The sequence below is a fragment of the Brachybacterium sp. FME24 genome (assembly GCF_014897705.1).
GTDB lineage: Bacteria > Actinomycetota > Actinomycetes > Actinomycetales > Dermabacteraceae > Brachybacterium.
Genome location: NZ_JABUXV010000004.1, coordinates 173,844 through 197,977, shown reverse-complemented (window position 1 = coordinate 197,977; position 24,134 = coordinate 173,844). Strand labels below are relative to the sequence as shown.

The window sequence follows — 24,134 nt, the reverse complement described above, 5'->3', positions numbered from 1 at the left end:
ACTGCTGGAGGTGGCCATGAGCAATGACCCGATCCCGGGTGGACCCGGCGATATGGACGAGGAGGCGCTGAAGCGCTTCCTCAAGGAGACCTTCGGGGACGCCCTGCCCGAAGGTGCTCTCGACGGACTTGACCTCTCGGCCCTGGCCGAGCAGGCGAATCTGCCGCAGGACCCGGCGCAGCTGCGCGCCGCGGCCGCGCAGATGCAGAACATGTTCGCCGCACAGGGCGACAGTCCCGTGAACTGGGAAATGGCCGAGGACATCGCGCGCCGCACCGCCGGCGGTATGGCTGGCATCCCCGGTGCTCCGGAGCCCACCGGCACGCCCGGCGATCCGGATCCCACCGCGGCCCAGGCCGCTGACCTGCGCCAGGCCGCACAGGTGGCCCGCCTCTGGTTGGACCCGGTGATCGCGATCGATGTGCCTACCCACGAGCTGGGTGTCTTCAGCCGCGGCACCTGGCTGCACCGCACATTGCCGCATTGGAAGTCCATCGTCGAGCCGGTCGCGAAGTACATGGCCGGCGCCATCGGCGAGGCGATCGCCTCCCAGATGGGGCAGATGGGCGACATGGACGGTGCTGGCGGAATGGGCGGAACCGGCGAGAACGGCATGGGCCTGCCCGGCGACCCGGCCGCGATGATGGAGCGGATCGGCGGGACCATGTTCGGCGTGCAGTTCGGGCATGCGATCGGCGCGTTGGCCCGCGAGGTCTCCGGCACCACCGATCTATCGCTGCCCCTGGGCCGCGAGGGCGAGCCCGCCCTGGTCGCGGCCAATGTCGAGGACCTGATCTCCACGCACTCCCTGGATCCCGGGGGTGCGCGCATCTTCCTCGCCTCCCGCGAGATCGCCCACACCGCGCTGTTCAGCGCGGCGCCCTGGCTGGGCAAGGCCCTGTTCTCGGCGATCGAAGACTATGCCCGCGGCATCACCCTGGACCTCGACGCGCTCGACGAGATGGTGCGTGACCTGGACCTCTCGGACCCACAGGCGATTCAGGCCCGCCGCCCCGAGGAGATGTTCGTCTTCACCCGCCGGGCCGCGCAGGAGCGCGCCCTGGAGGAGTTGGCCACGACGTTGGCGCTGATCGAGTCGTGGGTCGACCACGTCACCACCAAGGCGCTCGAGGGCAAGCTTCCGGACCTGGAAGCGATGCGGGAGGTGCTGCGCCGTCGCCGCGCGGCGGGAGGCCCGGCCGAGCAGATGCTCGCCAGCACTGTCGGCATCGAGCTGCGTCCGCGCCGAGTGCGCGAGGCCCTGGCCTGGTGGGACAGCGTGCTGGCCACCGAGGGCGAACAGGGCCGCGAGAGCAAGTGGGAGCACCCCGACCTGCTGCCGACGACAGAGGTGCTCTCCGGGCGCCCGCAGGCGCCCCAGGGCGGTGCCGAGGACTCCCCCGAGGCGCTGGCCGATCTCGCGCTGCCCACGGATTTCGACGCCGAGCTCGAACGTCTGCTCAGCGGCACCGGCGACAGCGAAGCCCCCCAGGAGGACGGACAGGGCGGTCTGCGCGACCAGCCCGACGAGGACGACGGGAAACCCGACAACGCCGATGGTCGCTGATCCCCTCGCAGTGGCGTTCGCGGAGCTGAGGGCGACCCGCGACACCACCACCGGCGACCCCGGCGTCGTGGAGGACTACCTCGCCCTGCTCGAGAGCATCCCCCACGCCCTGCATCGCGAGGGCGGGCCGCGCCACCTCACGGCGAGCGCCGTGGTGATCGACGAGCCCGCAGAGCACGTGGCGCTCGTGTGGCATCGCAAGGGTCGCTTCTGGGTGCAGCCCGGCGGCCACCTCGAGGCGGACGAGAGCAGCTTCGAGCGGGCCGCCCGCCGGGAGGTCGCCGAGGAGATCGGGCTGGAGGATCTCCAGCGTGTGGGCCCCGGCCCCGCCGTGCTGCACCGGCACCTGCTCGATGCGGCCTTCGGGGCGTGCACCGAGCACTGGGACGTGCAGTACCTGCTGCGAGCCCCCGCCCGCGCCTCCGCGCTCCCCCTGACGGCGAGCGAGGAGTCCCCTGAGGTGCGCTGGGTGCCCTGGCCGCTGCACGGCGACGGGCCGGGCCGTTCGACGTCCGCCCTGCCCGAGGGCACCGTCGCCGACATGGCCGGCAAGCTCGACGCGCTCGCGCCGTACCTCGCCCGTTACGCGGACTGACCTTCCAGCACCTCGACATCCCCATCCAGCTCCCCGGCGGGCAGGTTCTTCGCCCAGGAGACGCCGTCGAGGAAGCCCTGAGCCTTCTGAGCCTGCGGATACCGGGCCATCAGCTCCCGGAACTCACGGCCGTGTCCGGGCACCAGGAGGTGGGTCAGCTCGTGCATCATCACCGAGCGCACCACATAGTCCGGCATCTCCTGCAGGTGGTGGGAGAGTCGGATCGTGCCGCTGGCCGGGGTGCAGGATCCCCATCGCTGGTTCTGCCGTGTGGACCAGGTCACCGAGACAGGGCGGGCGCGACCGTCGAGATAAGCCTCACTGACCTCCCGCGCCATCTCGGCGAGAGCGGTGTCGCTGCGACGTGTCGGAGCCGCCCGCGCCTCTTTCCTGACCAGCTGGTCGACCATCTTCTTCACCCAGTCCCGTTCCTGCCGCCCGCTGAACGATGCCGGGATGGCGATCACCAGATCGCCGTCGCGGCGGGTGATCGACACGGTGCGGCGGCGACGGGGTGATCGGCGTACCAGCACGCGCTCGCCGCGGGGGCCCGAGACGTGCTCCTGAAGGACGAGATCTGTCATGCGGACAAGCCTGGCACGTTCTGCGACGAAAGAAACTTCATCCACACCTGTGCACCACGAAGTTCCTCATCACAGTGCCCTGACCTGGCCATATGGTCCATCCTCCACAACCTGAGGATCACTGTCCCGAAGCTGTCCACACCCTGGGGCAGGTTGTCCACAGCCGGTCCCCGACCGCCCTTTGACCCATCCGGTCCGCAGGGGCTAGGTTTCCCTGCACGTGGGACCCCGGGATAACTAGCAGGACGCACACGGGGAAGGTGCGCGTGGTGCTGAGCGCCCCCGGGGTCCTACGGCCCTTCAGGTCCCAACCTGCCTTCGGGGCCTCCGATGTCGGTTCGTCGCGCGCACTTCCTCGGCTCCCTGCAGAGCCTCCTGATCCCGAAGCGCGCGACGGGCCGCCCCGTTCGGAGACACGATCTCGATTCGTGCGCCTTCGCCGCACCCCGTTACAGTGGATCGATCCCGGCCTCGTGGCGTCAGCTGCGCGTCCGGGGAACCGAACACCACTGTCGATTCCTACAAGGAGCGGATATGGCCGACGAGACCTATGCCGGAGAGTTCTACTGCGTCAAGTGCCGCGAGAAGCGGGAGGCCGAGGGCAACGTCGTCGTCTCCAACGGTCGCCGCATGGCGAAGGCCGTGTGCCCGGAGTGCGGGACGAAGCTGAACCGCATCCTCGGCAAGGCCTGATCGACGTACTGCGAGGTACGAGCGGTAGGAGATCAGGCGCAAGCAGCACCACCTGATCGACGTACTGCGAGGTACGAGCGGTAGGAGATCAGGCGCAAGCAGCACCACCTGATCGACGTACTGCGAGGTACGAGCGGTAGGAGATCAGGCGCAAGCAGCACCACCTGATCGACGTACTGCGAGGTACGAGCGGTAGGAGATCAGGCGCAAGCAGCACCACCTGATCGACGTACTGCGAGGTACGAGCGGTAGGAGATCAGGCGCAAGCAGCACCACCTGATCGACGTACTGCGAGGTACGAGCGGTAGGAGATCAGGCGCAAGCAGCACGACCTGATCGACGTACTGCGAGGTACCAGCGGTAGGAGATCAGGCATCAGAAGCACCGCCTGATCCGACTGCTCTGATCAGCCCGACGCACGACGAGGGGCGAGGCGCCATCACGGCGCCTCGCCCCTCGTGCGTTCCGCTCCGTCGGGAGGCGGTGGTCATGCTGCGTTCTGGTCCCGGTCCTTCCGGGGCCGGCCACGGCCGCGTTTGACGGCGATGATGCGACCGGACTCGAAGATCGAGCCGCCCCAGACGCCCCAGGGCTCCTCCCGGTCCAGAGCGCCCTGGCGGCACTCCTCGAGGAAGGGGCAGCCGGCACAGAGCGTCTTGGCCTGTTCCAGGTCAGCAGGGCGTTCGGAGAAGAAGAGGTCCGCCGCAGCGGCATCGTGGCACGGCAGCGTGGTCGCTGCGGTGTCGGCAGGGTTCAGGAATGTGGTGAGTAGAGAAGTCATCGTCTCGCTGCTTTGAAGTTCGTCGGGGGGACGAGCCCTTGCGGGCGGGGGTGCGGCGGCGGTGCCGCACCGGCAGCGAGGTCAGGCCTCGTCAGCTCAGGCTGGGCACCGTGGGGGCATTGCCCCGTTCACGCTGCAGAAGGGAGGGCGCGCCGAGGGGGCGCAGACCTGCTTCTGCGAAGTTCCAGATGATGTTCACTGAGGCCACCCCCTTTCGAATGCGCGCGTCCCGGTGTCCCGGACCACGACGTGGACGATTGACGAGCATGAGTCTACACACGTTCCGCTGACGTCACATCTATTTTTTGACCTGCGGTTTCACTGGTTCGGTCGGTGGTCTGCGAGCAGCTCGAGGAGGGCGGTGCCGAACCGTTCGGCCTTGCCCGGGCCGATGCCCGGGACCGCGAGCAGCTCTTGCTCGGTGCGCGGGCCGCGTTCGGCGATCGCCTCGAGGGCGGCGTCGGTGAGGATCGAGAAGGCGGGCGCGCCGTTCGCCTGCGCCTGATCCAACCGCCAGCCCTTCAAGGCGTCGAGCAACGCCGCATCGGCGGTGGAGGGGCAGCCCTGGTGGCGGCCGAGCCGCTGCTCGCGCGGCGAGATCAGACCCTGTCCGCACACCCGGCACTCGGCATAGACGGTCGCGCTGCGCCGGCCGGTGCGGCGGGCGTCGGCACCAGGGCGTGACTCCTGGGCATCGGGGTGCTCGAGGACCCCATCCAGGAAGCGGGAGGCCTTACGGCTGCCACGGGCACCCGGGGTACGGGCTGCGGACCAGCTCACGGTGAGCAGATCGCGGGCCCGGGTGAGGGCGACGTAGAACAGCCGGCGCTCCTCCTCGACCTCGGCGGCGGTCTTGGCCATGGAGATCGGCAGAAGTCCGTCGCTCGCCCCGACCACGTACACGACGGGCCACTCCAGTCCCTTCGCGGCGTGGACCGAGGCCAGCGTGACGCCGTCGACGACCGGGGCGGACTGCGCCTCGGCACGTTCCTCGAGCTCGCGGACCAGGTCCGCCATGGTCGTCCCGGGACGGGCGCTGACGGTGTCGGTAAGACCGACGAGGGCGTTGAGGGAATCCCAGCGGTCGCGGATCGCCCCGGTCGTCTCAGGGGCCTTCTCGGACCAGCCCTGCTGGGAGAGGACGTCGCGCACAGCGCGCGCGGGGTCCAGCTGCTCGACCCGGGCGGCGGCGCGCAGGGAGACCATCGCCCGGCGCACCTCCTGACGTTCGAAGTAGCGGTCCCCGCCGCGCACCAGATAGCCGATGCCGCGGGCGGTGAGCGCCTGCTCGAAGGCCTCGGACTGGCCGTTGGTGCGGAACAGGATCGCGATCTCCGCGGCTGAGCGGCCCTCGGCGACCAGGGCCGCGATGCGATCGGCGATGCCGTCGGCCTCTGCAGGATCGTCCGGGAAGGTCTCGACGATCGGTGGCGGACCCGCGTCCCGTTGGGAGACCAGCGTGAGCCGGTGATCCCGGGTGCGGCCGCGGGCGCCGTCCAGGACGGTGTTGGCCATGCGCACGATCTGCGGGGTGGAGCGGTAGTTGCGCTCGAGCCGGATGGTGCGGGCCCGCTTGAACTCCTTCGGGAAGTCCAGCAGGTAGGAGGCTCGCGCCCCGGCGAAGGTGTAGATGGTCTGGGCGGCGTCCCCGACCACGCAGACGTCGTCGGAGGTGCCCAGCCACAGTCGTAGCAGGGTGTGCTGGAGGGCGGAGACGTCCTGGTACTCGTCGACGACGAAGTGCTTGTACTGGCCACGGACCTCGCGGGCGACGTCGGCCCGTTCGGTGAGGAAGCCGACCAGGTGCAGCAGGACGTCCTCGAAGTCGATGACACCGCGTTCCTTCTTCACCTCTTCGTACTGGGTGAGGATGCGGGAGATGGACCGGGCATCGAAGCCGGCAACGCCCGGTCGCTTCGCGGCCTCCGCCGCCTCCGGGTACGCCTCGGGGGTGAGCATCGCGACCCGGGACCACTCGACCTCGGAGACGATGTCGCGCAGTGCGGCCCGGTCCACGCTCATGTGCAGACGCTGGCAGGCCTCGCCGATGCCCGCGAACTTGTTCGCCATGATCTCGGGCACCGGCCCTCCCACCACGCGCGGCCAGAAGTGGCGCAGCTGTCGCAGCGCAGCGGCGTGGAAGGTGCGGGCCTGCACCGCCGGCACGCCGAGGTCCCGCAGCCGGGCCCGCATCTCGGCGGCCGCCTTCGCAGTGAAGGTCACTGCGAGCACGTGGCGCGGGTTCAGCTGGCCGGTGAGGACCCCGTAGGCGATGCGGTGGGTCAGCGCACGGGTCTTGCCGGTGCCGGCGCCGGCGAGCACGCAGATCGGGGACCCGAAGGTGCGCGCGACCTCCCGCTGCTCCGGGTCGAGCGCGGCGAGGATGCTCTCGGCGTCGACGGGCGGGGCAGGGGTCTGCAGTGCGGAGGGCTGGGCTGGATCGGTCATCGGGGTCATCCTGCCAGCGACCGCCGACGGATCTCCTCACGCTGTGGACGACGGGTGCCTCACACCTCGGCGGGGCCGCCGTACCAGTCGTCGATCAGGGCGCGGCCGAGGGAGGCGGTATTGGGCAACTCGATCTCCTCGGCGACGAGGGCGGCGGCGAGCTCCTCACGCGTGAACCACCGGGCCTCGGCGATCTCGTCCTCCTGGAGCGTGAGCTCCACGGGCCCCGGCACCCAGGCGCGATAGCCGAGCATGAGGGAGCGAGGGAAGGGCCAGGGCTGGCTGCCGACGTACTCGACCTCCTCGACGGTGACACCGACCTCTTCGGCGACCTCGCGGGCCACCGCGTTCTCGAGGCTCTCCCCCGGCTCGACGAAGCCGGCCAGGACGGAGTGGAAGCGCCCTCGGAAGTTCGTATTGCGGGCCAGCAGCAGGCGGTCCTCGCTGTCACGAACCGCCATGATCACCGCCGCGTCGGTGCGCGGGAAGTGCTCGGTGCCGTCCTCACGGCAGCGCAGCACCCAGCCGCCCACCTCCGCCTCGAGCATCTCGCCGCACAGCGGGCAGAACCGCATGGAGCGGTGCCAGGCCCCCATGGCGACCGCGGTCAGCGCGAGGTCGGCATCGTCCGGCACCATCAGGTCCGCGACGCGCCGCAGGTCACGCAGATCACGCCCGGGGTCGTCGAGCTCCGCGCTGGGTTCCAGGATCTCGACCGCGAGGATGCGCAGCCCGTCCCGTCGACCCAGCAGCACCAGCGGCTGGTGGGCGCCGCCCCGGGGGTCAGCGGTCTCCAGCGCGACGCGCAGCGCCCCGCTCTCGTCCTCGCGCAGGGACGCTTCACCGGCCCGGGTGACGAGATAGCGGGCGTCCTCGCCGGGGGCGACCATCGCCGGGTCGACGCGGCTGAGCGCATCCCGGTCGGAGCTCAGCAGGGTCAAGGGGGTGTGCAGATGAGGTCCGCGGAGGTTCGCCATACCCGGAAGCCTACGCGGATCGGGAGCGTCCGCCGGGTACGGTGGAAGGGTGCATCGCAACTCCTATTCCCTGGCCGCTCTGGCTGCGGCGGCGGTCCCCGGGCTGATCCCCGTGCGGACCACGCCGATCGCGACCCCCATCGAGGATCTCGACGTCGCCGGCATCATCGGCGAGGAGGGTCGTCGCGTCATGGTCCTCTCCCCGGGGTCGACCGCCTCCGGGGTTCGGCTCGAGCGTGATCTGAAGGTGGCCGACGCCCTCACCGGGACGCCGCTGCACACGGTCATCCCGCCCGTCCTGGGGTTCGTGAAGCTGTCCGAAGGCGGCCGCGCCGCCGTCACGGAGGCCCCCGTCGGCCGCCCGCTGATGCTGGAGAACCTGCAGGAATCCACAGAGCTCACCCGTTCGCTGGGCCAGATCCTGGCCCGCATCCACACCGTCCCGCGCTACGCGGCCGAGGCGGCCGGGGTGGAGTCCTTCACCCCGGAGATCCTCCACGCCGAGCACCGCTCCCGCGTCGCCGCCGCGAAGGAGGGCGGGCATCTGCCGGCCGCCGTCGCCCAGCGCTGGGAAGCCCTGCTGGAGGACGAGGAGCTGTGGGACTTCACCCCTCAGTTCATCCACGGCGACCTCTCCGAGGAGAGTCTCTTCCTCACCGGGGACAGGGTCAGCGCCCTGCGCGACTGGTCGTCCTCGCGGGTCGCGGATGCTGCCACCGATCTCGCCTGGCTGGTCTCGTCCTTGGATCCGGACCGTTTCGACGAGCTGTACGCCGCCTACCGCGAGGAGCTTCCCACCTCGACGCATCCGCGACTGATGGAACGGGCGCAGGCTCTCGGTGAGTTCGCCGTCGCGGAGTGGCTCACCCACGGCCTGGAGACCGGTGACGAGTCGATCGTCTCCGACGCCCGCGGCATGATCGCGGACCTCGACGCCGACCTCGCCCAGCTCGCCCGGGACGAGGCCGAGCGCGCCTACGACGAGATGGCTCCGCGCGCTGAGGACGCCTGAGAGTGCTCACTGCCCCGTGAGCAACCGGGCGATCCGCTCCCGCGAGGGGTGGCGGTCCACCTCATGGGTGATGCCGTCGGCCACGAAGTGGAAGGCCGTACGGATCTTCGCCAGCGGCAGGCCCGTGCTCTCGTGCCAGGCCAGGCGGTACAGCGACAGCTGAAGGGAGCGCTCGCGCAGCTGCGCCGGTCGCGGGATGCGCCCCGTCTTCCAGTCCACGATGATGACCCCGTCGGCTTCTGGGCCGGGGTGCGGATCCGCGAAGACGGCGTCGATCACGCCGCGCACGGCGATCTCCCCCACCCGAGTCTGCACCGGGTGCTCCACGGCGATCGGGCTGCGCTGCGCCCAGGGCGAGGCAGCGAACGCCTCCCGCAGAGCGACGTCGTCGGCGTGGGGGCCGTCGTCCTCTGCGAGGTCCGCGAGGTCTTCGAGGTCCAGCAGGGTGGCGCTGTCGTAGCGGGACTCGAGCCAGGCATGGAAGGCCGTGCCGCGAGCGGCCGCCGGTGAGGGCTGCCGGGGCAGGGGCCGCAGCAGGTCGATCGCGGCCCCGCGGGGATCGCGGGCCTGGTGGACCACCTGGGAGGCCGAGAGTCGCGGCGGCGAGTGCACGACGGGAGGCGCGGCCTGCTGCGCGAGGTCCGCCAGCGCCCGCCGCAGGACCTCGGCCAGCGCAGGATCCGCGGGCTCCTGGGTCGAGCTCTCTGCGGCCTGTGCCAGCATCTCGGCCGCCCGGCGCCGCGCGAGTTCCGGCTCGCCCGGAGCGGGCGGCCAGTGCGCCTGGGGCCGCTCGGTCTCCATCGGGTTCTGAGGCGGCACCTCCTGGACCGTCCGGAACTGTTCGGGGACCAGGTCCCCCACCTCCACGAGGTAGCGGGAGCGGGGGCGCGCCGAGGCCAGTCCGGTGCGCCAGGCAGCGGAGGTGAGCAGCAGGCGACGCCGAGCCCGGGTGACGGCGACGTACATGAGCCGGCGGTCCTCGCGCAGGGACTCCTCCCCCTGGGCGAAGCGGTAGTCCTCGATCAGTCCTTCAGCGTCGACCTGCGTGTCCGCCTCGGCCCAGGCCAACTCGGGCAGGGTGTCGGCATCGCCCCGCAGGGCGGTGGGCACGGAGGCCGAGGCCAGCGTGGACAGCCAGCCGTTGTCGGGCACCCGCACCCGGCCGCTGTCGTCGGTCTTCGCGCGCCGCAGGTCGTAGGAGGGGACGGTGCCCTCGGTGAGCCCGGCGACGGCGACCAGGTCCCATTCCAGGCCCTTCGCCGAGTGCATCGTGACGAGGGTGACCGCCGCGCCGTCGTCCTCGTCGCGGGAGTCCTCGGGGGCGGCGGTGACGGCGAGGCCCGCTTCCTCGTCCTCGCTGATCTCGAGCAGGTCGAGATAGGCGCCCAGGCCGCCGCGGTGGGCAGTGCGCTCGAAGGCGGCGGCGTGGTCGCGCAGCGTCTCGAGATCCGCGAGCGCCCGGGAGCTGGGGTCGCCCTGGTGCAGCGTGAGATCGATGTCGAGCACACGCACGGCGGCGGTGACGAGATCGGGCAGGGGCAGCGGCAGCAGGCGACGCATCTCGCGCAGGATCTGCTGGATCTGCTCCAACCGGGCGCGCCCGGTACCGGTCAGCGAGCGCCCGGAGGGGTCGGTCCAGTCCGTGGGCGGGAGGTCGTCGACCGCATCGACGAGGGAGACCGACTCGGCCTCGTCCTCGCCGCCGGGGGCGTCGACCTCGCGGCGCAGGCGTGAGCCGAGGCGGTCGCGCCAGCGCCCCAGCACCGAGAGGTCACGGGCACCGAGGCGGAAGCGGGGGCCGGTGAGCAGACGCATCAAGGCGTCACCGCGGCCGGGATCGTGGGCGCAGTGCAGGAGGGCGCGGACGTCGGCCACCTCGGGGCGGTGGAGCAGGCCTCCGAGGCCGACCACGTGGGCCACCAGGCCCTTCTCCTCGAGACCCTCGACCAGGGCAGGGATCTGACGCCGAGCGCGCACCAGCACCGCGGCCGAGGCGACGCCGTCCTCGGTCTCGGCGCGGCGGTCCAGGATCCAGTCGGCGATCGCGCGGGCCTCGGTGCGCTCGTCGGCGGCCTCGATGATCTCGGCGGCCCCCTCCCCTGCCCCGGGTCGGGCCCGCAGCTCGGGGATGGTGAGCCCGGCGTCGTGTCCGCGCAGCGGGGCGGCCAGCGTGTTCGCGATCGCGAGCACGGCTTCGTCGTTGCGCCAGGAGGTGGACAGGGTGCGGTGCAGAACGGGCCGCTCGTCGGTGGCGAAGGCGTCGGCGAAGCCGGCGAGGGAGGCGGCCGAGGCACCGCGCCAGCCGTAGATCGCCTGCTGCGGGTCCCCGACGGCGCAGGCGGCGTGGCCGGGACCGAACAGATCCGTGAGCATCTGCAGCTGCGCGACGGAGGTGTCCTGGAACTCGTCCAGCAGCACCACGCGGTGCATCCGGCGTGCCAGCCGGCTCGCGGCGGGGACCTCCCTCGCCACCCGGGCGGCAAGGGAGACCTGGTCGGCGAAGTCCAGGGCGGAGCTGTCGGTGCGCACCTGGGCGAAGCGTTGGAGCAGCGGGATCAGGGCGAGTCGCGCGTCGAGGGCGCCGAGCACCGAGGCGACGGCCTTGGGGGTGGTGCGGCGCCGACCTTCTGCCTGCAGCGGGATCCCGGCGAGGTGGTCGCGGATCGCGGTGAGATGCTCGCGCAGCTGCTCGGGGGTCACCAGGTGGTCAGCGAGCGAGGAGGTCATGGACAGCAGGGCGGCCGTGAGGGTCGCCGGTGAGGCCTCCAGGTCCAGCGAGTCGTCCCAGCCCTCGACGAGCGAATGGGCCAGCTGCCAGGAGGCCGAGGTGGACATCATCGTCAGCTCGGGGTCGATACCGACCGCGAGTGCGTGCTCGCGCACCAGGTCCAGGGCGAAACCGTTGTAGGTGTGGACGACGGGGCGCTGGCCCACCAGGTCATCCTGCCCGCGCTCGAGGCCCGGCGGCAGGTCGAGCCCCTCGGCGCGCAGCGCCCCCGCCAACGTGGCGAGGCGTGCGGAGATGCGGGCCGACAATTCATGGGCGGCCTTGCGCGTGAAGGTCAGGCCCAGCACCTGGCGGGGCTCGACGAGCGCATTGGCGATCAGCCACACGACGCGTGAGGCCATGGTCTCGGTCTTGCCGGAGCCCGCCCCCGCGACCACCAGCATCGGGTCCAGCGGGGCCTCGATGACCGCGATCTGCTCGTCCGTGGGCGGCGGCTGCTCGAGCAGCGCGGCGAGGTACGCGGCGGACAGCGTCATAGCTGGTCTCCTTCGGGCTGCAGGGGGCAGCTGCTGCGCACGGCGCAGTGGGTGCAGTGGGCGTTGAGGCGAGCGATGACCTGGCGGCCGGAGACGTCCTCGGAGACCTGGGCGACGAGATCGTCGAACCAGGCGGGGTCCTCGGCCCGCGCGAGCGCGGTCTGGGTGCGCACCGCGGGCTTCTTCGCGCCGGTGCCGACGTAGACCAGCTGAGCCCCGTTGGATCGCTCGGCGGCGTCCGGGCCGAGCTGCTCGGCGAGCGCCCCCTCCCGGACCGCGGCCTGGTAGGCGGCCAGCTGCAGGTCGTCCTCGGCCGCGGCCGCGGATTTCGGGCTCTTCCCGGACTTGAGGTCCACGACCCGCAGTCCGGTCGCGTCGCCTTCGATGCGGTCGATGCTCCCGCGCAGCTGCACCCGCCCGAGCTCCACCTCGAAGGGGGCCTCGACGGCGAGCGGCTGCCCGGCGCTGCGCAGGTAGTCGGCGAGGAGCTCGGCGGCGTCCTCGGCGCGGCGCACGCGGCGACGACCTGACCAGGTGTCGGTGCCGGGGACCGAGCGCAGCAGGGTGTGCAGCTCCTCCAGCAGGTCCGGCGTGCCGCCCTCGGGGCCGCGGGGGTGGACCTGGGCGAGGTGGTGCAGAGCGGTGCCGATGAGCTGCGCGGGGCCGCCGGCGCGGGTCCCTCCGGCGCGCTCCATGAGCCAGGACTGCGGGCAGTCCACGGCGCGCTCGAGGGCCGAGGGCGACAGCCGGATCATGGTCTCCGGGTCGTGGAGGGGCCCCACGCTGCTGGGCTCCTGGTGGTACCAGCGCTGCGGATCGGTGCCCGGAGCGCCGGCCCGGGACAGGGCGTCCAGGGCGAACGCGGCGTCCTGGGCCCGCTGCGGCTGTGGATCGTGCAGGCGCCGGCGCAGGGCCGCCACCAGTTGACGCAGGTCGGGGGCGGGTCCGGGGTCCTCCCGGAGGCGCTCGAGATCGATCCAGGGGTCCCCGGCGCCGGCCGCGATCGTGGTGAGGGCCTCGTGGAGCGCGGAGGGTTCGAGCTGCTCGTCCTGGACCGCGGTGACCAGCACCCGGGTGCGTGCTCGGGCCACGGCGCTGACCGCGAGGCGCAGCTCGTCGGCGATCACCTCGCTGCGCTGGAGGGCACGCAGCGATTCGGGATCGGCCGGGAGGTCGGCGCCGGAGCGGGTCCCGGCCAGCAGGGACAGCTCGGCCGCGCCGAACAGGGTCGAGCGCAGGCGCAGATCGGGCCAGGTGCCCTCCTGGACGCGGGCTAGGACGACGGTGTCGCGATGCTCCCCCGCGAGCTGGGCGGGGGTGAGCACGGCGATCCGACCGCGCGGGGCGGCCGCCGGGGCGAGCGTGTCCTCGACGACGGCCTGGGCGCGGATCTGCTCGACCAGGTCCCGGGCGCCCGCGCCGGGGCGTCGTTCGGTGAGTCGCTCCGCCGCGGCGAACAGCTCGAGCAGGGCATCGAGCCGGGCGCCCGCCAGGCGCGCACGGGCGCCGTCGACGTCACCGCTGGTGCCGATCGCGGCGCGGCGCCAGCCGCCGGCGAGTCCCGAGGCGTCCCAGGCCTGCCAGAGGACCTGCTCGGCGTCGTCCTCACGATGCTCGCGCACGGACCGGATCATGGCGCGCACCCGGTGCACGGGGGCTGCGGCACGGTCGCGGGCGGCGGGGTCGGGGAGGCCGGGTGCCTCGGAGTCGACGAGCGCGCGGGCCAGCAGCTGCTCGCTGGGGATCTCCGAGGAGGAGTCAGCCTCTCGCTGCGCGCTCAGCAGCAGGCGCCGGATGCGACGCAGCCGCAGGGTATCGGCGTCCCCGAAGGGACCGCGCAGCAGCTGGGCGGCCAGCAGCGGATCCACCTCGGCGCCCTCCGGGGCGAGGCCGAGCTCGACGATGGTCAGCAGATCGGCGATCGCGGGCACCTCGCGCAGCGGCTGCGGGCGTCGCGGCGTACGCACCGGCAGTCCGGTCCGGGAGAGGAGATCGGCGACATCGGCCACGGCCGATCCGGAGCGGCACACCACGGCCATGTCGTCGTAGTCCACGTGCTCGCGGTGGTGGAGGTCGCGCAGGGCGGAGCCGATCAGCCGCGCCTCGTCGAGCGGGTCGTCGGCCCGGAGGGTGGCGATACCGGGCCCGGCCTGCGCTCGTGGCCGACGGCTGGCCACGGACGCTCCGGCCAGCGGGAGCCGCCCGCGCAGGGCGTCGACGCCCGCAGTGATCCCCGCCGCGGTCCCGTGCGCCCTGCGGAGAGTCACCTCGGAGACGGGGCGGCGCAGCAGCGTGCGCAGGCGGTCGGCGGCGTCCGGGAGCGCACCGCGGAAGGTGTCCACCGCGGCGTCGGGGCAGCTGCAGATCAGCACCGGGCTGCCGGCGGCGGCCAGCGCGGCGACCAGCGCGATACCGGCGGTGGTGAGGTCCTGGGCGTCGTCGACCACCACCGCCCGGAACGGTGCCGGGGTACGGGGATCCTCGAGCAGACTCGCGGCGCGACGCACCAGCGCGCCGGAGTCCAACCGGGGACCGGCATCGAGGGCTGCGGAGGCCTCGAGATCGAGGACCCCCACGTAGTCCCGCAGGATCGCGGCCGCATCGCGCCAGGCGGGCCGTTGGCGCGTGCGCCCCAGCTCGTCGAGGTCCGTCGGGGTCAGGCCCAGTTCGGTGGCACGGGTGATGAGGTCGCGCAGCTCCGTGCGGAAGCCGGGCAGCGTGCGGGCTCCGGGGTCCACCTCGAGGTGCCAGGTCTCCCGCTCGGCGATCAGTTCCGCGATCAGGGCATCCTGTTCGGCGCCGGTCACCAGGGTGGGCGCTCCCAGTCCCCGCGCCAGGGCGTCGGAGCGCAGGATCGCATGGCCCAGGGCCGGCGGGGTCATCGCCCGGACCTCGCCGAGACCATGGACGGCGAGAGCATCCCGCAGGCGCCCGGCGGCGACGCGGCGCGGAGCCAGCAGCAGCGTGCCCTCCCCGAGTGCGGCGGCAGCCGCCAGCGCCACGGCCGTGCGTCCGCTCGACGGGCCGCCCTGGACGAGGACATCCGCCCCGGCGGTGAACTGATCCACCGCTGTGCGCTGCTCCTGGTCCAGGAGATCGGGCTCCAGGACGGGCGGCAGTGCCGACAGATCGGGCCCGAGCAGACCGATCCCCTCGTCGGTGGTCGCCCCTGCTCGTGCCATCCCCCTATTCCACCTCACGGCGCTGACATCTGCGCTGGTCCGACGGCCACGGTCGGAGCGGTAGAGTGCTATGGATCACTGCGACCCAGCCACCGCCCTCGGAGGTCGACGCCATGACACCGTCCCCCACCACCAGGATGCCCCGCGCGCAGCGGCGCACCCAGCTCCTCGAGCTCGCCACCCGTGTGTTCACCGAGAAGGGCTTCCACGGGACGTCCATGGACGACATCGCCTTTGCCGCAGGAGTCACGAAGCCGGTCCTCTACCAGCATTTCGATTCCAAGGAGACCTTGTACGTCGAGGTCATCGACATCATCGCGGAGCACATGCTGGCCGAGGTGCGGGCCATCGGCTCCTTCGAGGGGGATACGCCCCAGCGCGTGCGCTATGGGCTCGAGCGCTTCTACGATCTGGTCTCGCTGGAGAACTCCCTGCGGCTGTTCACGGGCAACGAGTCGATCTCCGAGGCGGTTCAGCGACGCGCGAGCGAGGTGCTCGACCAGATGGCGGTCGAGCTCGCCGGGGTGCTGGCCGCCTCCCGGCAGATCACCACGGAGCAGTCACGAGTCATCGGCCGCGGCCTGATCGCCTCCACCCAGACCACCGCGCTCCTGCTGCACGATGCCGCCGGCGACGCCGAGCGTGCATCGATCCTCGAGGTCATGACCACGTTCATGGTGCATGGTCTGACCGGGTTCGCACCGCTCGAGCACCCCCGGATCTCGGGCACTGTGCTGGGAGCGGACGGCACCGCAACCCCCGGGTCCGACGGGTAGACTTCCGGACGCACAGCACCGGAACGTCCCCGCCTGCGAGGCGGAGGAAAGGACATCGCCATGGAGATCCGCATCGGCATCCAGCACTCGCCCCGTGAGATCGTCATCGAGTCCACGGAGAAGGCCGAAGAACTGCTCGAGCGCCTGAGCACCGCCGTCGCCGACGGCTCCCCCGTCACCCTCGTCGACGACAAGGGCCGCACCGTCCTCGTCCCCGGCGCCAAGCTCGCCTATGCGGAGTTCTCCACGGAGGAGCCCCGTCGCGTCGGTTTCCTCGGCTGAGAACCCGTGGGCGCCGCCGACGGCTCCGCGGCGCCCGAGGCGCCGGAGGAGATCGACACACCGGAGGACTCTGCGGAGCGCCGGCGGCGAAGGCGGCGCAATGCGCTGATCCTCCACATCACCACCACGACCCTGGTGGCCGTCCTCGGCGCGATCGTGGGCATCATGCTGGTCCCCGCGACGCGGGTCGACGTCGGCCCGCTGACCGCGAGTGTGCACCTGCGCCCATCGCTGTCCTCGGACACGGTGCTGCTGCTGCCCCCGGTGGGCGAGGTCGTCTTCGATACCCACCTCGCACCCGTGCGCATCGAGGCCCGCGTGCAAGGCGTGGACGTCGCCAAGGCCGAGGCACTCTTCTACTCCGACACCGGGTTCACCGAACTCACCCAGACGGCTCCTGAGGCGATCACCGCCGCCGCCGCCAAGAACGCCGCGCTCAACGCCCTGTTCGCAGCCGCCGGGGCAGGACTCACCGTCGGCCTCACCTTCCGTCGTGTGCGCCGCTCCGTGATCGCCGGGGGCAGCGCCGTCGCCGTCGTCGGAGTCTCGATGGCCGTGACCTCGGTGACCTTCAAGCCCGAATCGCTGTATCAGCCGAAGTTCGACGGCCTGCTCTCGCAGGCCACCTACATCGCCGACATCGGGCAGGCCACGGTCGCGGACTACCAGAGCTACCGCGACACCCTGGCCGAGTTCGTCGGCCAGGTCTCCGCGCTGTACATCGCGGCGGATTCCCTGCCGGTGGGCATGGACCAGGAGAACCTGATCACGGTGCTGCACGTCTCCGACATCCATGACAACCCGCAGGCCTACGACGTCATCGAGCAGCTGCACACGCAGTTCGCGATCGACCTCGTCATCGACACCGGGGACATCGTCTCGTGGGGCACGCCCGTGGAGAACCAGCAGCTGTCCGTGATCGGCGGGCTCGACGTGCCCTACGTGTACGTCAGCGGCAACCATGACGGTGCCGCGGCGGCCGCGGCGATCGCCGCCCAGCCCAATGCCACCGTGGTCGACAACGAGGTCATCGAGATGGCCGGGCTGCGCATCGCCGGGATCGGCGACCCCCGCTTCGCGGCCGACGACGATTCCGATGCCGGCGGCTGGCGGGAGGGCAAGGACGCCGTGGCTGCCAGCGGATTCCAGCTCGGCGACACGATCACAGCCTATGACGAGGCGCATCCGGACACTCCGGTCGACCTCGCGCTGATGCACGATCCGACACAGCCTGCGGGGCTGGAGGGCAGGGCGCCCCTGGTGCTGTCGGGACATATGCACACCTCCAAGGTCGAACTCGACCGGGATGGTTCGGGCACCGACTGGTTCACCGTCGGCTCCACCGGAGGTGCGCTCGCCTCGGGCGGAGTCTCCCCGGTGCTCCAAGGGGAGGCGCCCCTCGAGCTGACCTCCCGGATGCTCTACTTCGATGCCCAGACCCGCCGTCTGGTCGCCTACGACGACATCGTCATGGGCGGGCTGGGACTGGTGTCGGTGTCGATCCAGCGCACGCAGCTGCCTCCTGAGCAGCCGGAGCTCGAGGTGCCCGAGGGTGCCGAGACCCCGGAGGCCCCGATCCCCTCCGAGCAGGAGGTCGAACCCGGGGAGGGGCTCCCCGACGAGGATCGCGTCACCCCCACGAATCCGAGCAGTCCGATTCCCGAGGTCAGCGACGGCGGCGAGGGCTGAATACCGGGTGCCCGGAAGGGCGGGGGCTACGATGGCGGTGCATATCCATGACAGAGAGTTGAACGGTGCCTGAAACCATCCCGCACACCGATGAGGCCGTGTCGGCCTCCCCCGCCGTCGAGCAGAGCTCCGGCACCCCGAACACGAGCGAGCCCAGCGAGCCCCAGCAGACCTTCGCGGACTTCGCTGTCCGGGACGACATCGTCGAGGCCCTCGCGGCCAAGGGCATCATCCATCCATTCCCCATCCAGTCGATGACCCTCCCGGTCGCCCTGCGCGGCCGCGACATCATCGGTCAGGCCAAGACCGGCACCGGCAAGACGCTCGGTTTCGGCATCCCCCTGCTGCAGGCGGCCGTCGCCCCGGGCGAGGACAACCCCGACGGTCGTCCCGTCGGCAAGCCGCAGGCCCTCGTGGTCCTGCCCACCCGTGAGCTCGCGGTGCAGGTCGCCGAGGATCTCATCGCTGCGTCGGCCAAGCGCCCCGTGCGCATCCTGACCGTCTACGGCGGCCGTGCCTACGAGCCGCAGATCGAGGCCCTCGAACGAGGCGTCGAGGTCGTCGTGGGCACCCCGGGCCGTCTGATCGACCTCATGCGCCAGAAGTACCTGGACCTGTCCCAGGTGCGCACCGCAGTGCTCGACGAGGCCGACGAGATGCTCGACCTCGGCTTCCTCGAGGACATCGAGAAGCTGCTGCAGGCGGTGCCGTCCACCCGCCAGACCATGCTGTTCTCCGCGACGATGCCCGGCCCGATCATGGCCCTGGCCCGTCGCTTCATGAGCCAGCCGACCCACATCCGTGCCCAGGACCCGAACGACGGGGCGCGCACCAAGGCCGACATCAAGCAGGTCGTCTACCGCGCGCACCAGCTCGACAAGATCGAGGTCATGGCCCGCATGCTGCAGGCCCGTGGTCGCGGCCTGTCGATCATCTTCATGCGCACCAAGCGTCAGGCGGACCGCGTGGCCGGCGATCTCGCAGACCGCGGCTTCGCGGCCGCTCCGCTGCACGGCGATCTCGGCCAGGGCGCCCGTGAGCAGGCGCTGCGCGCCTTCCGCAACGGAAAGATCGACGTGCTGGTCGCGACCGACGTCGCCGCCCGCGGCATCGATGTCACCGACGTGACCCACGTCGTGAACTGGAACTGCCCGGACGACGACAAGACCTACCTGCACCGCACCGGCCGCACCGGACGCGCGGGCAAGAAGGGCACCGCGGTCACGTTCGTGGACTGGGAGGACCTGGCACGCTGGGCCCTCATCGCTCGACAGCTGGGCCTGGAGTCCACCGAGGCCGTCGAGACGTACTCCACCTCGGAGCACCTCTACACCGATCTCGACATCCCCACCGGGTCCAAGGGCACCCTGCCCCGGGACAAGCGCACGCGGGATGGTCTGGGAGCCGAGCAGATCGAGGACCTCGGCGGTCCGGATCACTCCTCGCGCGGCCCGCGCACCGGTGGCCGTGACAGCGGTCGCGGCGGTCGGGACAGTGGCCGCGACGGAGGTCGCAGCCGTGGCGGCGAGCGTCGCAGCGAGCCGCGCAAGGAGCGCCCGAGCGAGCCGGCAGCACCCGTCGCGACCGAGGGCGCCGGCGAGCGTCCCCGTCGCACCCGTTCGCGCACCCGTCGGGTCAACGGTGAGGTCACCGCCGAGTCGGGCGGCGCACCGTCGACCGCTGCGAGCGACTCCGGCCAGAAGAACGAGGGCTCGGGCGAGGACCGTCCGCGCCGTCGTCGGTCCCGGGGCGGTCGCGGCCGCAGCCGTGGCGGCGAGGGTCAGCAGGCCCCGCAGAGCGATTCCTGATCAGTCCCTGATCAACCCGGCGGTCCGTACCTCCCAGGAGGTGCGGACCGTTGTCGTCAGGTGGGGAGCATGCCCCAGCTGAGGAGGAAGGCATGGATCGCGTCGAAGATCATCTGGGTGCTGATAGCGGCGAGCAGCACACCGGAGATGCGCGTGACCAGGGTGACGCCGCCGTCCCCGAGCACCCGGGCGATGAGACCCGCGAAGCGCAGCGCGAGGTACATCGTGGCCGCCAGCAGCGTCATGGCGATCACCAGCGAGCTGACGCGGGCGGCCTCGCCACCGGTCTGCTCCACGAACAGCATCACGGCGACGATCGCGCCCGGCCCGCCGAGCAGCGGCGTGCCCAGTGGCACCAGAGCCACGTTGACCCCCTCGCGCGCGGCCATCTCGCCCTCCTTGCCGGACAGCAGCTGCAGCGCGACGATCAGCAGCAGCAGGCCGCCGGAGAACTGCAGCGCGGGCAGCGAGATGCTCATGTAGTCGAGGATGAACCGCCCGAACAGGGCGAACACCGAGATGATCAGTATCGCCACACCGACCGCGACCAGTGCCGCCCGGGAGCGCTGCTTCGCGGTCATGGTGCTGGTCAACGAGAGGAAGATGGGGACGGTGCCCGGGGGATCGATGATGACGAAGAGGGTGACGAACACTCCCGTGAGGAAGCTCGGATCGACCAGGTTCACTTAACGGATGACCTCGGTGGTGCTCGTGGCGCGGTGGGTGATCGCGGCCAGGACGTCCGGCTGCGTGAGGTTCTCTCCGAGCCGGTTGGGTTTGCCGGCGCCATGGTAGTCGCTGCCGCCCGTGATCAGGAGATCGTGGACGGCGGCGAAGTCCCGCAATCGCGCGCGCTCGGCCTCGTCATGTTCGCGGTGGTCGACCTCGATCCCGGTCAGACCCGCCTCCACCATCGCCTCCAGCAGGTCCACCGGCAGGTCCGCATCTCGGCTCACGGACCCGGGATGGGCGACGATCGCCACCCCGCCGGTCTCGCGGATCGCCCGCACCGCGGCCACCGGTGACGGCGCGTAGTACGGCACGTAGTAGGGCCCCGAGGGGCTGAGGATCTCCGCGAAGGCCGCCGAACGGTCCGGGATGGCGCCATGGGCGACCAGGGCGTCGGCGATGTGCGGCCGTCCGATCACGGTGCTCTCTCCGGCGGCCTGCGCCCGGACGTCCTCCCAGGTGATCGGATGGTCCTGCCCGATCAGCTCGACCATGGCCCGAGCTCGCTCGATGCGCGAGGAGCGGGCCCGCGCCATCTCGGCGGCGAGCTCGCTGTCCGGGGACGGATCCACCAGGAGCGCGAGCACGTGCACGCTGAGGCCCTGGTGCTCGCTGGAGACCTCGATCCCGGGCACGGCGGCGACGCCGGTCGCGGCGACCGCTGCGGGCAGCTCGGCCCAGCCCGCCACGGTGTCGTGGTCCGTGAGCGCGAGGACGTCCAGCTGCGCCTCGCGCGCGTGCTGCAGCAGCTCGAGGACCCCACAGGTGCCGTCGGACCACGACGTGTGGGTGTGCAGGTCGATGCGCTCCGCGCCGTGGGGGATGGACGGCTGACTCATAGGCCCAGCGTAGACCGCGGCGTGAGACCATCGGGGAGTGAGCACCGAGAGCACCGACACGAGCCAGATCAGCACCGACGACCGCGACGCCGGCAAGGACCTCGCCTCGCGCGGGGACTCGCGCAGCCAGCGCCCCACCAATGCGGCGTTCCGCGACTTCATCGCCTCCGGCTGGGATGAGACCGTCCCGGACGCGGACCGTCGCGAGGCCGCGGACTTCACCCCCGCCCGTCGCGACGCGCTCGTGCAGCGCCTGCCCGGGACGCGACTCGTGCTTCCCGCGGGCGTGCTGAAGGTGCGCTCCAACGACACCGACTACCCGTTCCGCCCCGACACGGCCTTCGCGTACTACGCGGGCCTGGGCACCGACGAGGAACCCGACAGCGTGCTGGTGATCGAACCGTCGGCCGAGGATGCGCATCGCGCTCAGGCGACGTACTTCTTCCGCCCCCGCGCGGGCTTCGACACCAGTGAGTTCTACGCTGATTCCCGCTACGGCGAGATGTGGGTGGGACGCCGCCCCACCCTCGACGAGGCCTCCCAGCGGCTCGGCGTCGAGGTGCGTCACATCGACGAGCTGCGCGACCACCTCGCCAAGGACATCGGCGCCCAGCTGTCGCTGTCGATCATGCCGGGCGTGGACGCCACCGTGGAGGCCATGGTCCAGGAGATCCGTGCCCAGAACGGTCTGCCCGGCGGGGACGATGCCGCCGCGCAGCACGCCGGGCTGAAGGAAGCGGCGAGCGAGCAGCGGCTGGTCAAGGACGAGTACGAGATCGGCCAGATGCGCGTCGCGGTCGACGCGACCATCAGAGGCTTCGAGGACGTCATCCGGAACCTGAGCGCGGCCGTCGACCATGCTCGCGGTGAGCGTGTCATCGAGGGCGTCTTCGCCCGGACCGCGCGGGCCGACGGCAACGGAGTGGGCTACGACACCATCGCCGCCGCCGGCGATCACGCCTGCACCCTGCACTGGACCCGCAACGACGGCGCTGTGCAGGCCGACGAGCTGGTGCTGATCGATGCGGGCGTCGAGGTCGATTCCCTCTACACCGCGGACGTCACCCGCACCCTGCCGGTCGCCGGCACCTTCTCCCCGGTCCAGCGTCGGGTCTACGAGGCCGTGCTCGAGGCCGCCGACGCCGCCTTCGCGGTGGCGCGCCCCGGACTGCGCTTCCGCGAGCTGCACGCCGCCGCGATGGAGGTCCTCGCCGGCCGTCTCGAGCAGTGGGGCGTCCTGCCCGGCACCGCCGCGGAGTCCCTGGCACCCGAGGGCCAGTGGCACCGACGGTGGATGCCGCACGGCACCAGCCACCACCTGGGCATGGATGTGCACGACTGCGCGCAGGCCCGCCGCGAGATGTATCTCGACGCAGAGCTCGAACCCGGCATGGTCTTCACCATCGAACCGGGCCTGTACTTCAAGGAGAACGACCTGCTGGTTCCCGAGGAGCTGCGCGGCATCGGCGTGCGTATCGAGGACGACGTCCTGGTCACCGCCGACGGCGTGGAGAACCTCTCTGCCGCGGCGCCCCGACGGGTGCAGGACGTCGAGCGCTGGATCGCTAGTCTGAGGCAGTGAGCACCACTACGCCGCCGCGCTTCTACGCCGCACGACTCGTCGGCACCACCGTCTTCGATCCCATCGGGGACGCGGTGGCGAAGGTTCGCGACGTCGTGCTCCTCCCCCAGGCCCGCAACTCCGCGCGCGCCGTCGGCCTCGTGGTCGAGGTCGCGGTCAAACGCCGCGTGTTCCTGCCGATCACGCGGGTCACGTCGATCTCCCCGGGCCAGGTGATCTCGACCGGCGTGCTCAACGTGCGCCGCTTCGAGAAGCGCACCGGCGAACTGCTGGTGATCGGGGACCTGCTGGACCGTGCTGTCACTCTGCACGACGGCTCCGGCGAGGCGACCGTGCTGGACATCGCTCTGGACCAGAACCGGCACCGGGACTGGGAGGTGTCGCGGCTGCACGTGCGCCGCCGCCGTCGCGGCAGTTCGCTGAGCCGCCTGGTCTCGCGGGGCCAGACGCTCACGGTGGAGCTGTCCGAGGTGGCCGGCCTCTACGGCACCCAGGCGGAGCAGTCCGCGCATCTGCTGGCCGCGTCCTATCAGGATCTCAATCCCGCCGACCTCGCCGAGATCATCCAGGAACTGGATGCCAAACGGCGCATCGAACTGGCCGGCGAGCTGTCCGACGAGCGCCTCGCGGACGCGCTCGAGGAGCTGCCCGAGGACATCCGCGTCGAGGTCGTCACGGGCATGGACGCCACCCGCGCCGCCGACATCCTGGACGCGATGGATCCCGACGACGCTGCGGACCTGGTCCAGGAGCTGCCCGATCAGGTCGCGTCCCAGCTGCTGAACCTGATGGAACCGGAGGAGGCGGAGGATGTGCGCCGGCTGCTCGCGTACGACGAGTACACCGCCGGCGGGATGATGACCACGGAGCCGCTCGTGGTGGCCCCGGAGACCCCGGTGGCGCACTGCCTGGCCATGATCAGCCGCGAGGCCCTGCACGCCGCGCTGGCCTCCACGGTGCACGTGTGCCGCTCCCCGCTGGAGACGCCGACCGGCAAGCTGCTGGGCATCGTCCATTTCCAGCAGCTGCTGCGCGAACGCCCCGACCGGCCCGTCGGGGAGATCCTCGACGCCGACAAGGTCGCGGTCGGGCCGACGGCGCCGCTGTCCGAGGTGACCCGTGAGATGGCCACCTACAACCTGGTCTCGATCCCGGTGATCGACGAGGACGGCCGCCTGCTGGGAGCGGTCACCGTCGATGACGTGCTGGACCACATGCTGCCCGATGACTGGCGCGAACAGGACGAACCGGTGCCCACCACCGGGCAGATCGACCTGTCGGAGATCGCCCGGGCCACCGCCCGCGATGCCGCGAAGGAGGAGTGAG

General features: G+C 71.5%; 18 protein-coding genes. 10 read left to right on the top strand and 8 right to left on the bottom strand.

Features of this window, described 5'->3' with window-relative positions:
- Nucleotides 1-16: 16 nt before the first annotated feature.
- Both INT51_RS06025 and INT51_RS06020 read left to right on the top strand, forming a co-directional pair.
- The gene (locus INT51_RS06025; protein ID WP_193104301.1) at nt 17-1,567 is read left to right on the top strand and encodes a zinc-dependent metalloprotease; all 1,551 of its coding nucleotides are present in this window, start codon (nt 17-19) and stop codon (nt 1,565-1,567) included.
- Nucleotides 1,557-2,162, top strand: coding sequence for an NUDIX hydrolase (locus INT51_RS06020; protein ID WP_193104300.1), 606 nt, complete (start codon nt 1,557-1,559; stop codon nt 2,160-2,162). The genes INT51_RS06025 and INT51_RS06020 overlap by 11 nt, the downstream gene beginning before the upstream one ends.
- Here the strand turns inward: INT51_RS06020 and INT51_RS06015 are convergent.
- Nucleotides 2,150-2,746: a M48 family metallopeptidase gene (locus INT51_RS06015; RefSeq protein ID WP_193104299.1), complete on the bottom strand. Its 597-nt coding sequence runs from the start codon at nt 2,744-2,746 to the stop codon at nt 2,150-2,152. The genes INT51_RS06020 and INT51_RS06015 overlap by 13 nt on opposite strands.
- Before the next feature lie 534 nt (nt 2,747-3,280).
- On the opposite strand from INT51_RS06015, the gene INT51_RS06010 reads away from it, so the two are divergent.
- Nucleotides 3,281-3,439: a DUF5679 domain-containing protein gene (locus tag INT51_RS06010; RefSeq protein ID WP_010551122.1), complete on the top strand. Its 159-nt coding sequence runs from the start codon at nt 3,281-3,283 to the stop codon at nt 3,437-3,439.
- A gap of 487 nt (nt 3,440-3,926) precedes the next feature.
- Here INT51_RS06010 and INT51_RS06005 read toward each other — a convergent pair whose 3' ends face one another.
- The 3 genes from INT51_RS06005 to nudC all read right to left on the bottom strand — a co-directional run bounded on the left by INT51_RS06005 (nt 3,927) and on the right by nudC (nt 7,645).
- A complete protein-coding gene (locus tag INT51_RS06005) occupies nt 3,927-4,220 on the bottom strand; it encodes a WhiB family transcriptional regulator (RefSeq protein WP_193104298.1) in 294 nt (97 codons plus the stop codon).
- A 318-nt stretch (nt 4,221-4,538) separates the two neighbouring features.
- On the bottom strand, nt 4,539-6,668 hold the full coding sequence (locus tag INT51_RS06000; protein WP_193104297.1) for an ATP-dependent DNA helicase UvrD2: 2,130 nt from the start codon (nt 6,666-6,668) through the stop codon (nt 4,539-4,541).
- A 59-nt stretch (nt 6,669-6,727) separates the two neighbouring features.
- Nucleotides 6,728-7,645 carry an NAD(+) diphosphatase gene (gene nudC / locus INT51_RS05995; RefSeq protein WP_193104296.1) on the bottom strand — a complete coding sequence of 306 codons (918 nt, stop codon included), beginning with the start codon at nt 7,643-7,645 and terminating at the stop codon, nt 6,728-6,730.
- 49 nt (nt 7,646-7,694) lie between these two features.
- Here nudC and INT51_RS05990 point away from each other — a divergent pair, with 49 nt between their 5' ends.
- The gene (locus INT51_RS05990) at nt 7,695-8,657 is read left to right on the top strand and encodes a phosphotransferase (protein WP_193104295.1); all 963 of its coding nucleotides are present in this window, start codon (nt 7,695-7,697) and stop codon (nt 8,655-8,657) included.
- A gap of 6 nt (nt 8,658-8,663) precedes the next feature.
- Here INT51_RS05990 and INT51_RS05985 read toward each other — a convergent pair whose 3' ends face one another.
- The gene (locus INT51_RS05985) at nt 8,664-11,921 is read right to left on the bottom strand and encodes an ATP-dependent DNA helicase (protein ID WP_193104294.1); all 3,258 of its coding nucleotides are present in this window, start codon (nt 11,919-11,921) and stop codon (nt 8,664-8,666) included.
- The gene (locus INT51_RS05980) at nt 11,918-15,103 is read right to left on the bottom strand and encodes a UrvD/REP family ATP-dependent DNA helicase (RefSeq protein WP_193104293.1); all 3,186 of its coding nucleotides are present in this window, start codon (nt 15,101-15,103) and stop codon (nt 11,918-11,920) included. Before INT51_RS05980 ends, INT51_RS05985 begins: the two co-directional genes overlap by 4 nt.
- 113 nt (nt 15,104-15,216) lie before the next feature.
- Here INT51_RS05980 and INT51_RS05975 point away from each other — a divergent pair, with 113 nt between their 5' ends.
- From INT51_RS05975 to INT51_RS05960, 4 genes are all read left to right on the top strand, one after another.
- Nucleotides 15,217-15,879: a TetR/AcrR family transcriptional regulator gene (locus INT51_RS05975; RefSeq protein WP_193104292.1), complete on the top strand. Its 663-nt coding sequence runs from the start codon at nt 15,217-15,219 to the stop codon at nt 15,877-15,879.
- Between the two features lie 60 nt (nt 15,880-15,939).
- Nucleotides 15,940-16,161, top strand: a complete 222-nt coding sequence (locus tag INT51_RS05970) for a DUF3107 domain-containing protein (protein ID WP_193104291.1) — start codon at nt 15,940-15,942, stop codon at nt 16,159-16,161.
- Nucleotides 16,162-16,167: 6 nt separating this feature from the next.
- A complete protein-coding gene (locus INT51_RS05965) occupies nt 16,168-17,850 on the top strand; it encodes a metallophosphoesterase (protein ID WP_304502089.1) in 1,683 nt (560 codons plus the stop codon).
- A gap of 65 nt (nt 17,851-17,915) precedes the next feature.
- On the top strand, nt 17,916-19,658 hold the full coding sequence (locus INT51_RS05960; protein ID WP_193104290.1) for a DEAD/DEAH box helicase: 1,743 nt from the start codon (nt 17,916-17,918) through the stop codon (nt 19,656-19,658).
- A gap of 56 nt (nt 19,659-19,714) precedes the next feature.
- On the opposite strand, the gene INT51_RS05955 is transcribed toward INT51_RS05960, so the two are convergent.
- Nucleotides 19,715-20,344 (bottom strand): MarC family protein, encoded by a 630-nt coding sequence (locus INT51_RS05955; protein ID WP_193104289.1) that lies wholly within the window; start codon nt 20,342-20,344, stop codon nt 19,715-19,717.
- The gene (locus INT51_RS05950; protein WP_193104288.1) at nt 20,345-21,226 is read right to left on the bottom strand and encodes a PHP domain-containing protein; all 882 of its coding nucleotides are present in this window, start codon (nt 21,224-21,226) and stop codon (nt 20,345-20,347) included.
- Between the two features lie 37 nt (nt 21,227-21,263).
- On the opposite strand from INT51_RS05950, the gene INT51_RS05945 reads away from it, so the two are divergent.
- Together INT51_RS05945 and INT51_RS05940 are read left to right on the top strand one after the other, a co-directional pair.
- Nucleotides 21,264-22,808 (top strand): aminopeptidase P family protein, encoded by a 1,545-nt coding sequence (locus INT51_RS05945; protein ID WP_193104287.1) that lies wholly within the window; start codon nt 21,264-21,266, stop codon nt 22,806-22,808.
- Nucleotides 22,805-24,133: a magnesium transporter MgtE N-terminal domain-containing protein gene (locus tag INT51_RS05940; RefSeq protein WP_193104286.1), complete on the top strand. Its 1,329-nt coding sequence runs from the start codon at nt 22,805-22,807 to the stop codon at nt 24,131-24,133. Before INT51_RS05945 ends, INT51_RS05940 begins: the two co-directional genes overlap by 4 nt.
- Nucleotide 24,134: the final 1 nt, after the last annotated feature.

Excerpts from the sequence above, each read along its gene's own strand:
- INT51_RS06025 (WP_193104301.1), top strand. The coding sequence starts at position 17 with ATGAGCAATGACCCGATCCCGGGTGGACCCGGCGATATGGACGAGGAG.
- INT51_RS06020 (WP_193104300.1), top strand. The coding sequence starts at position 1,557 with ATGGTCGCTGATCCCCTCGCAGTGGCGTTCGCGGAGCTGAGGGCGACC.
- INT51_RS06015 (WP_193104299.1), bottom strand. The coding sequence starts at position 2,746 with ATGACAGATCTCGTCCTTCAGGAGCACGTCTCGGGCCCCCGCGGCGAG.
- INT51_RS06010 (WP_010551122.1), top strand. The coding sequence starts at position 3,281 with ATGGCCGACGAGACCTATGCCGGAGAGTTCTACTGCGTCAAGTGCCGC.
- INT51_RS06005 (WP_193104298.1), bottom strand. The coding sequence starts at position 4,220 with ATGACTTCTCTACTCACCACATTCCTGAACCCTGCCGACACCGCAGCG.
- INT51_RS06000 (WP_193104297.1), bottom strand. The coding sequence starts at position 6,668 with ATGACCGATCCAGCCCAGCCCTCCGCACTGCAGACCCCTGCCCCGCCC.
- nudC (WP_193104296.1), bottom strand. The coding sequence starts at position 7,645 with ATGGCGAACCTCCGCGGACCTCATCTGCACACCCCCTTGACCCTGCTG.
- INT51_RS05985 (WP_193104294.1), bottom strand. The coding sequence starts at position 11,921 with ATGACGCTGTCCGCCGCGTACCTCGCCGCGCTGCTCGAGCAGCCGCCG.
- INT51_RS05980 (WP_193104293.1), bottom strand. The coding sequence starts at position 15,103 with ATGGCACGAGCAGGGGCGACCACCGACGAGGGGATCGGTCTGCTCGGG.
- INT51_RS05975 (WP_193104292.1), top strand. The coding sequence starts at position 15,217 with ATGACACCGTCCCCCACCACCAGGATGCCCCGCGCGCAGCGGCGCACC.
- INT51_RS05970 (WP_193104291.1), top strand. The coding sequence starts at position 15,940 with ATGGAGATCCGCATCGGCATCCAGCACTCGCCCCGTGAGATCGTCATC.
- INT51_RS05950 (WP_193104288.1), bottom strand. The coding sequence starts at position 21,226 with ATGAGTCAGCCGTCCATCCCCCACGGCGCGGAGCGCATCGACCTGCAC.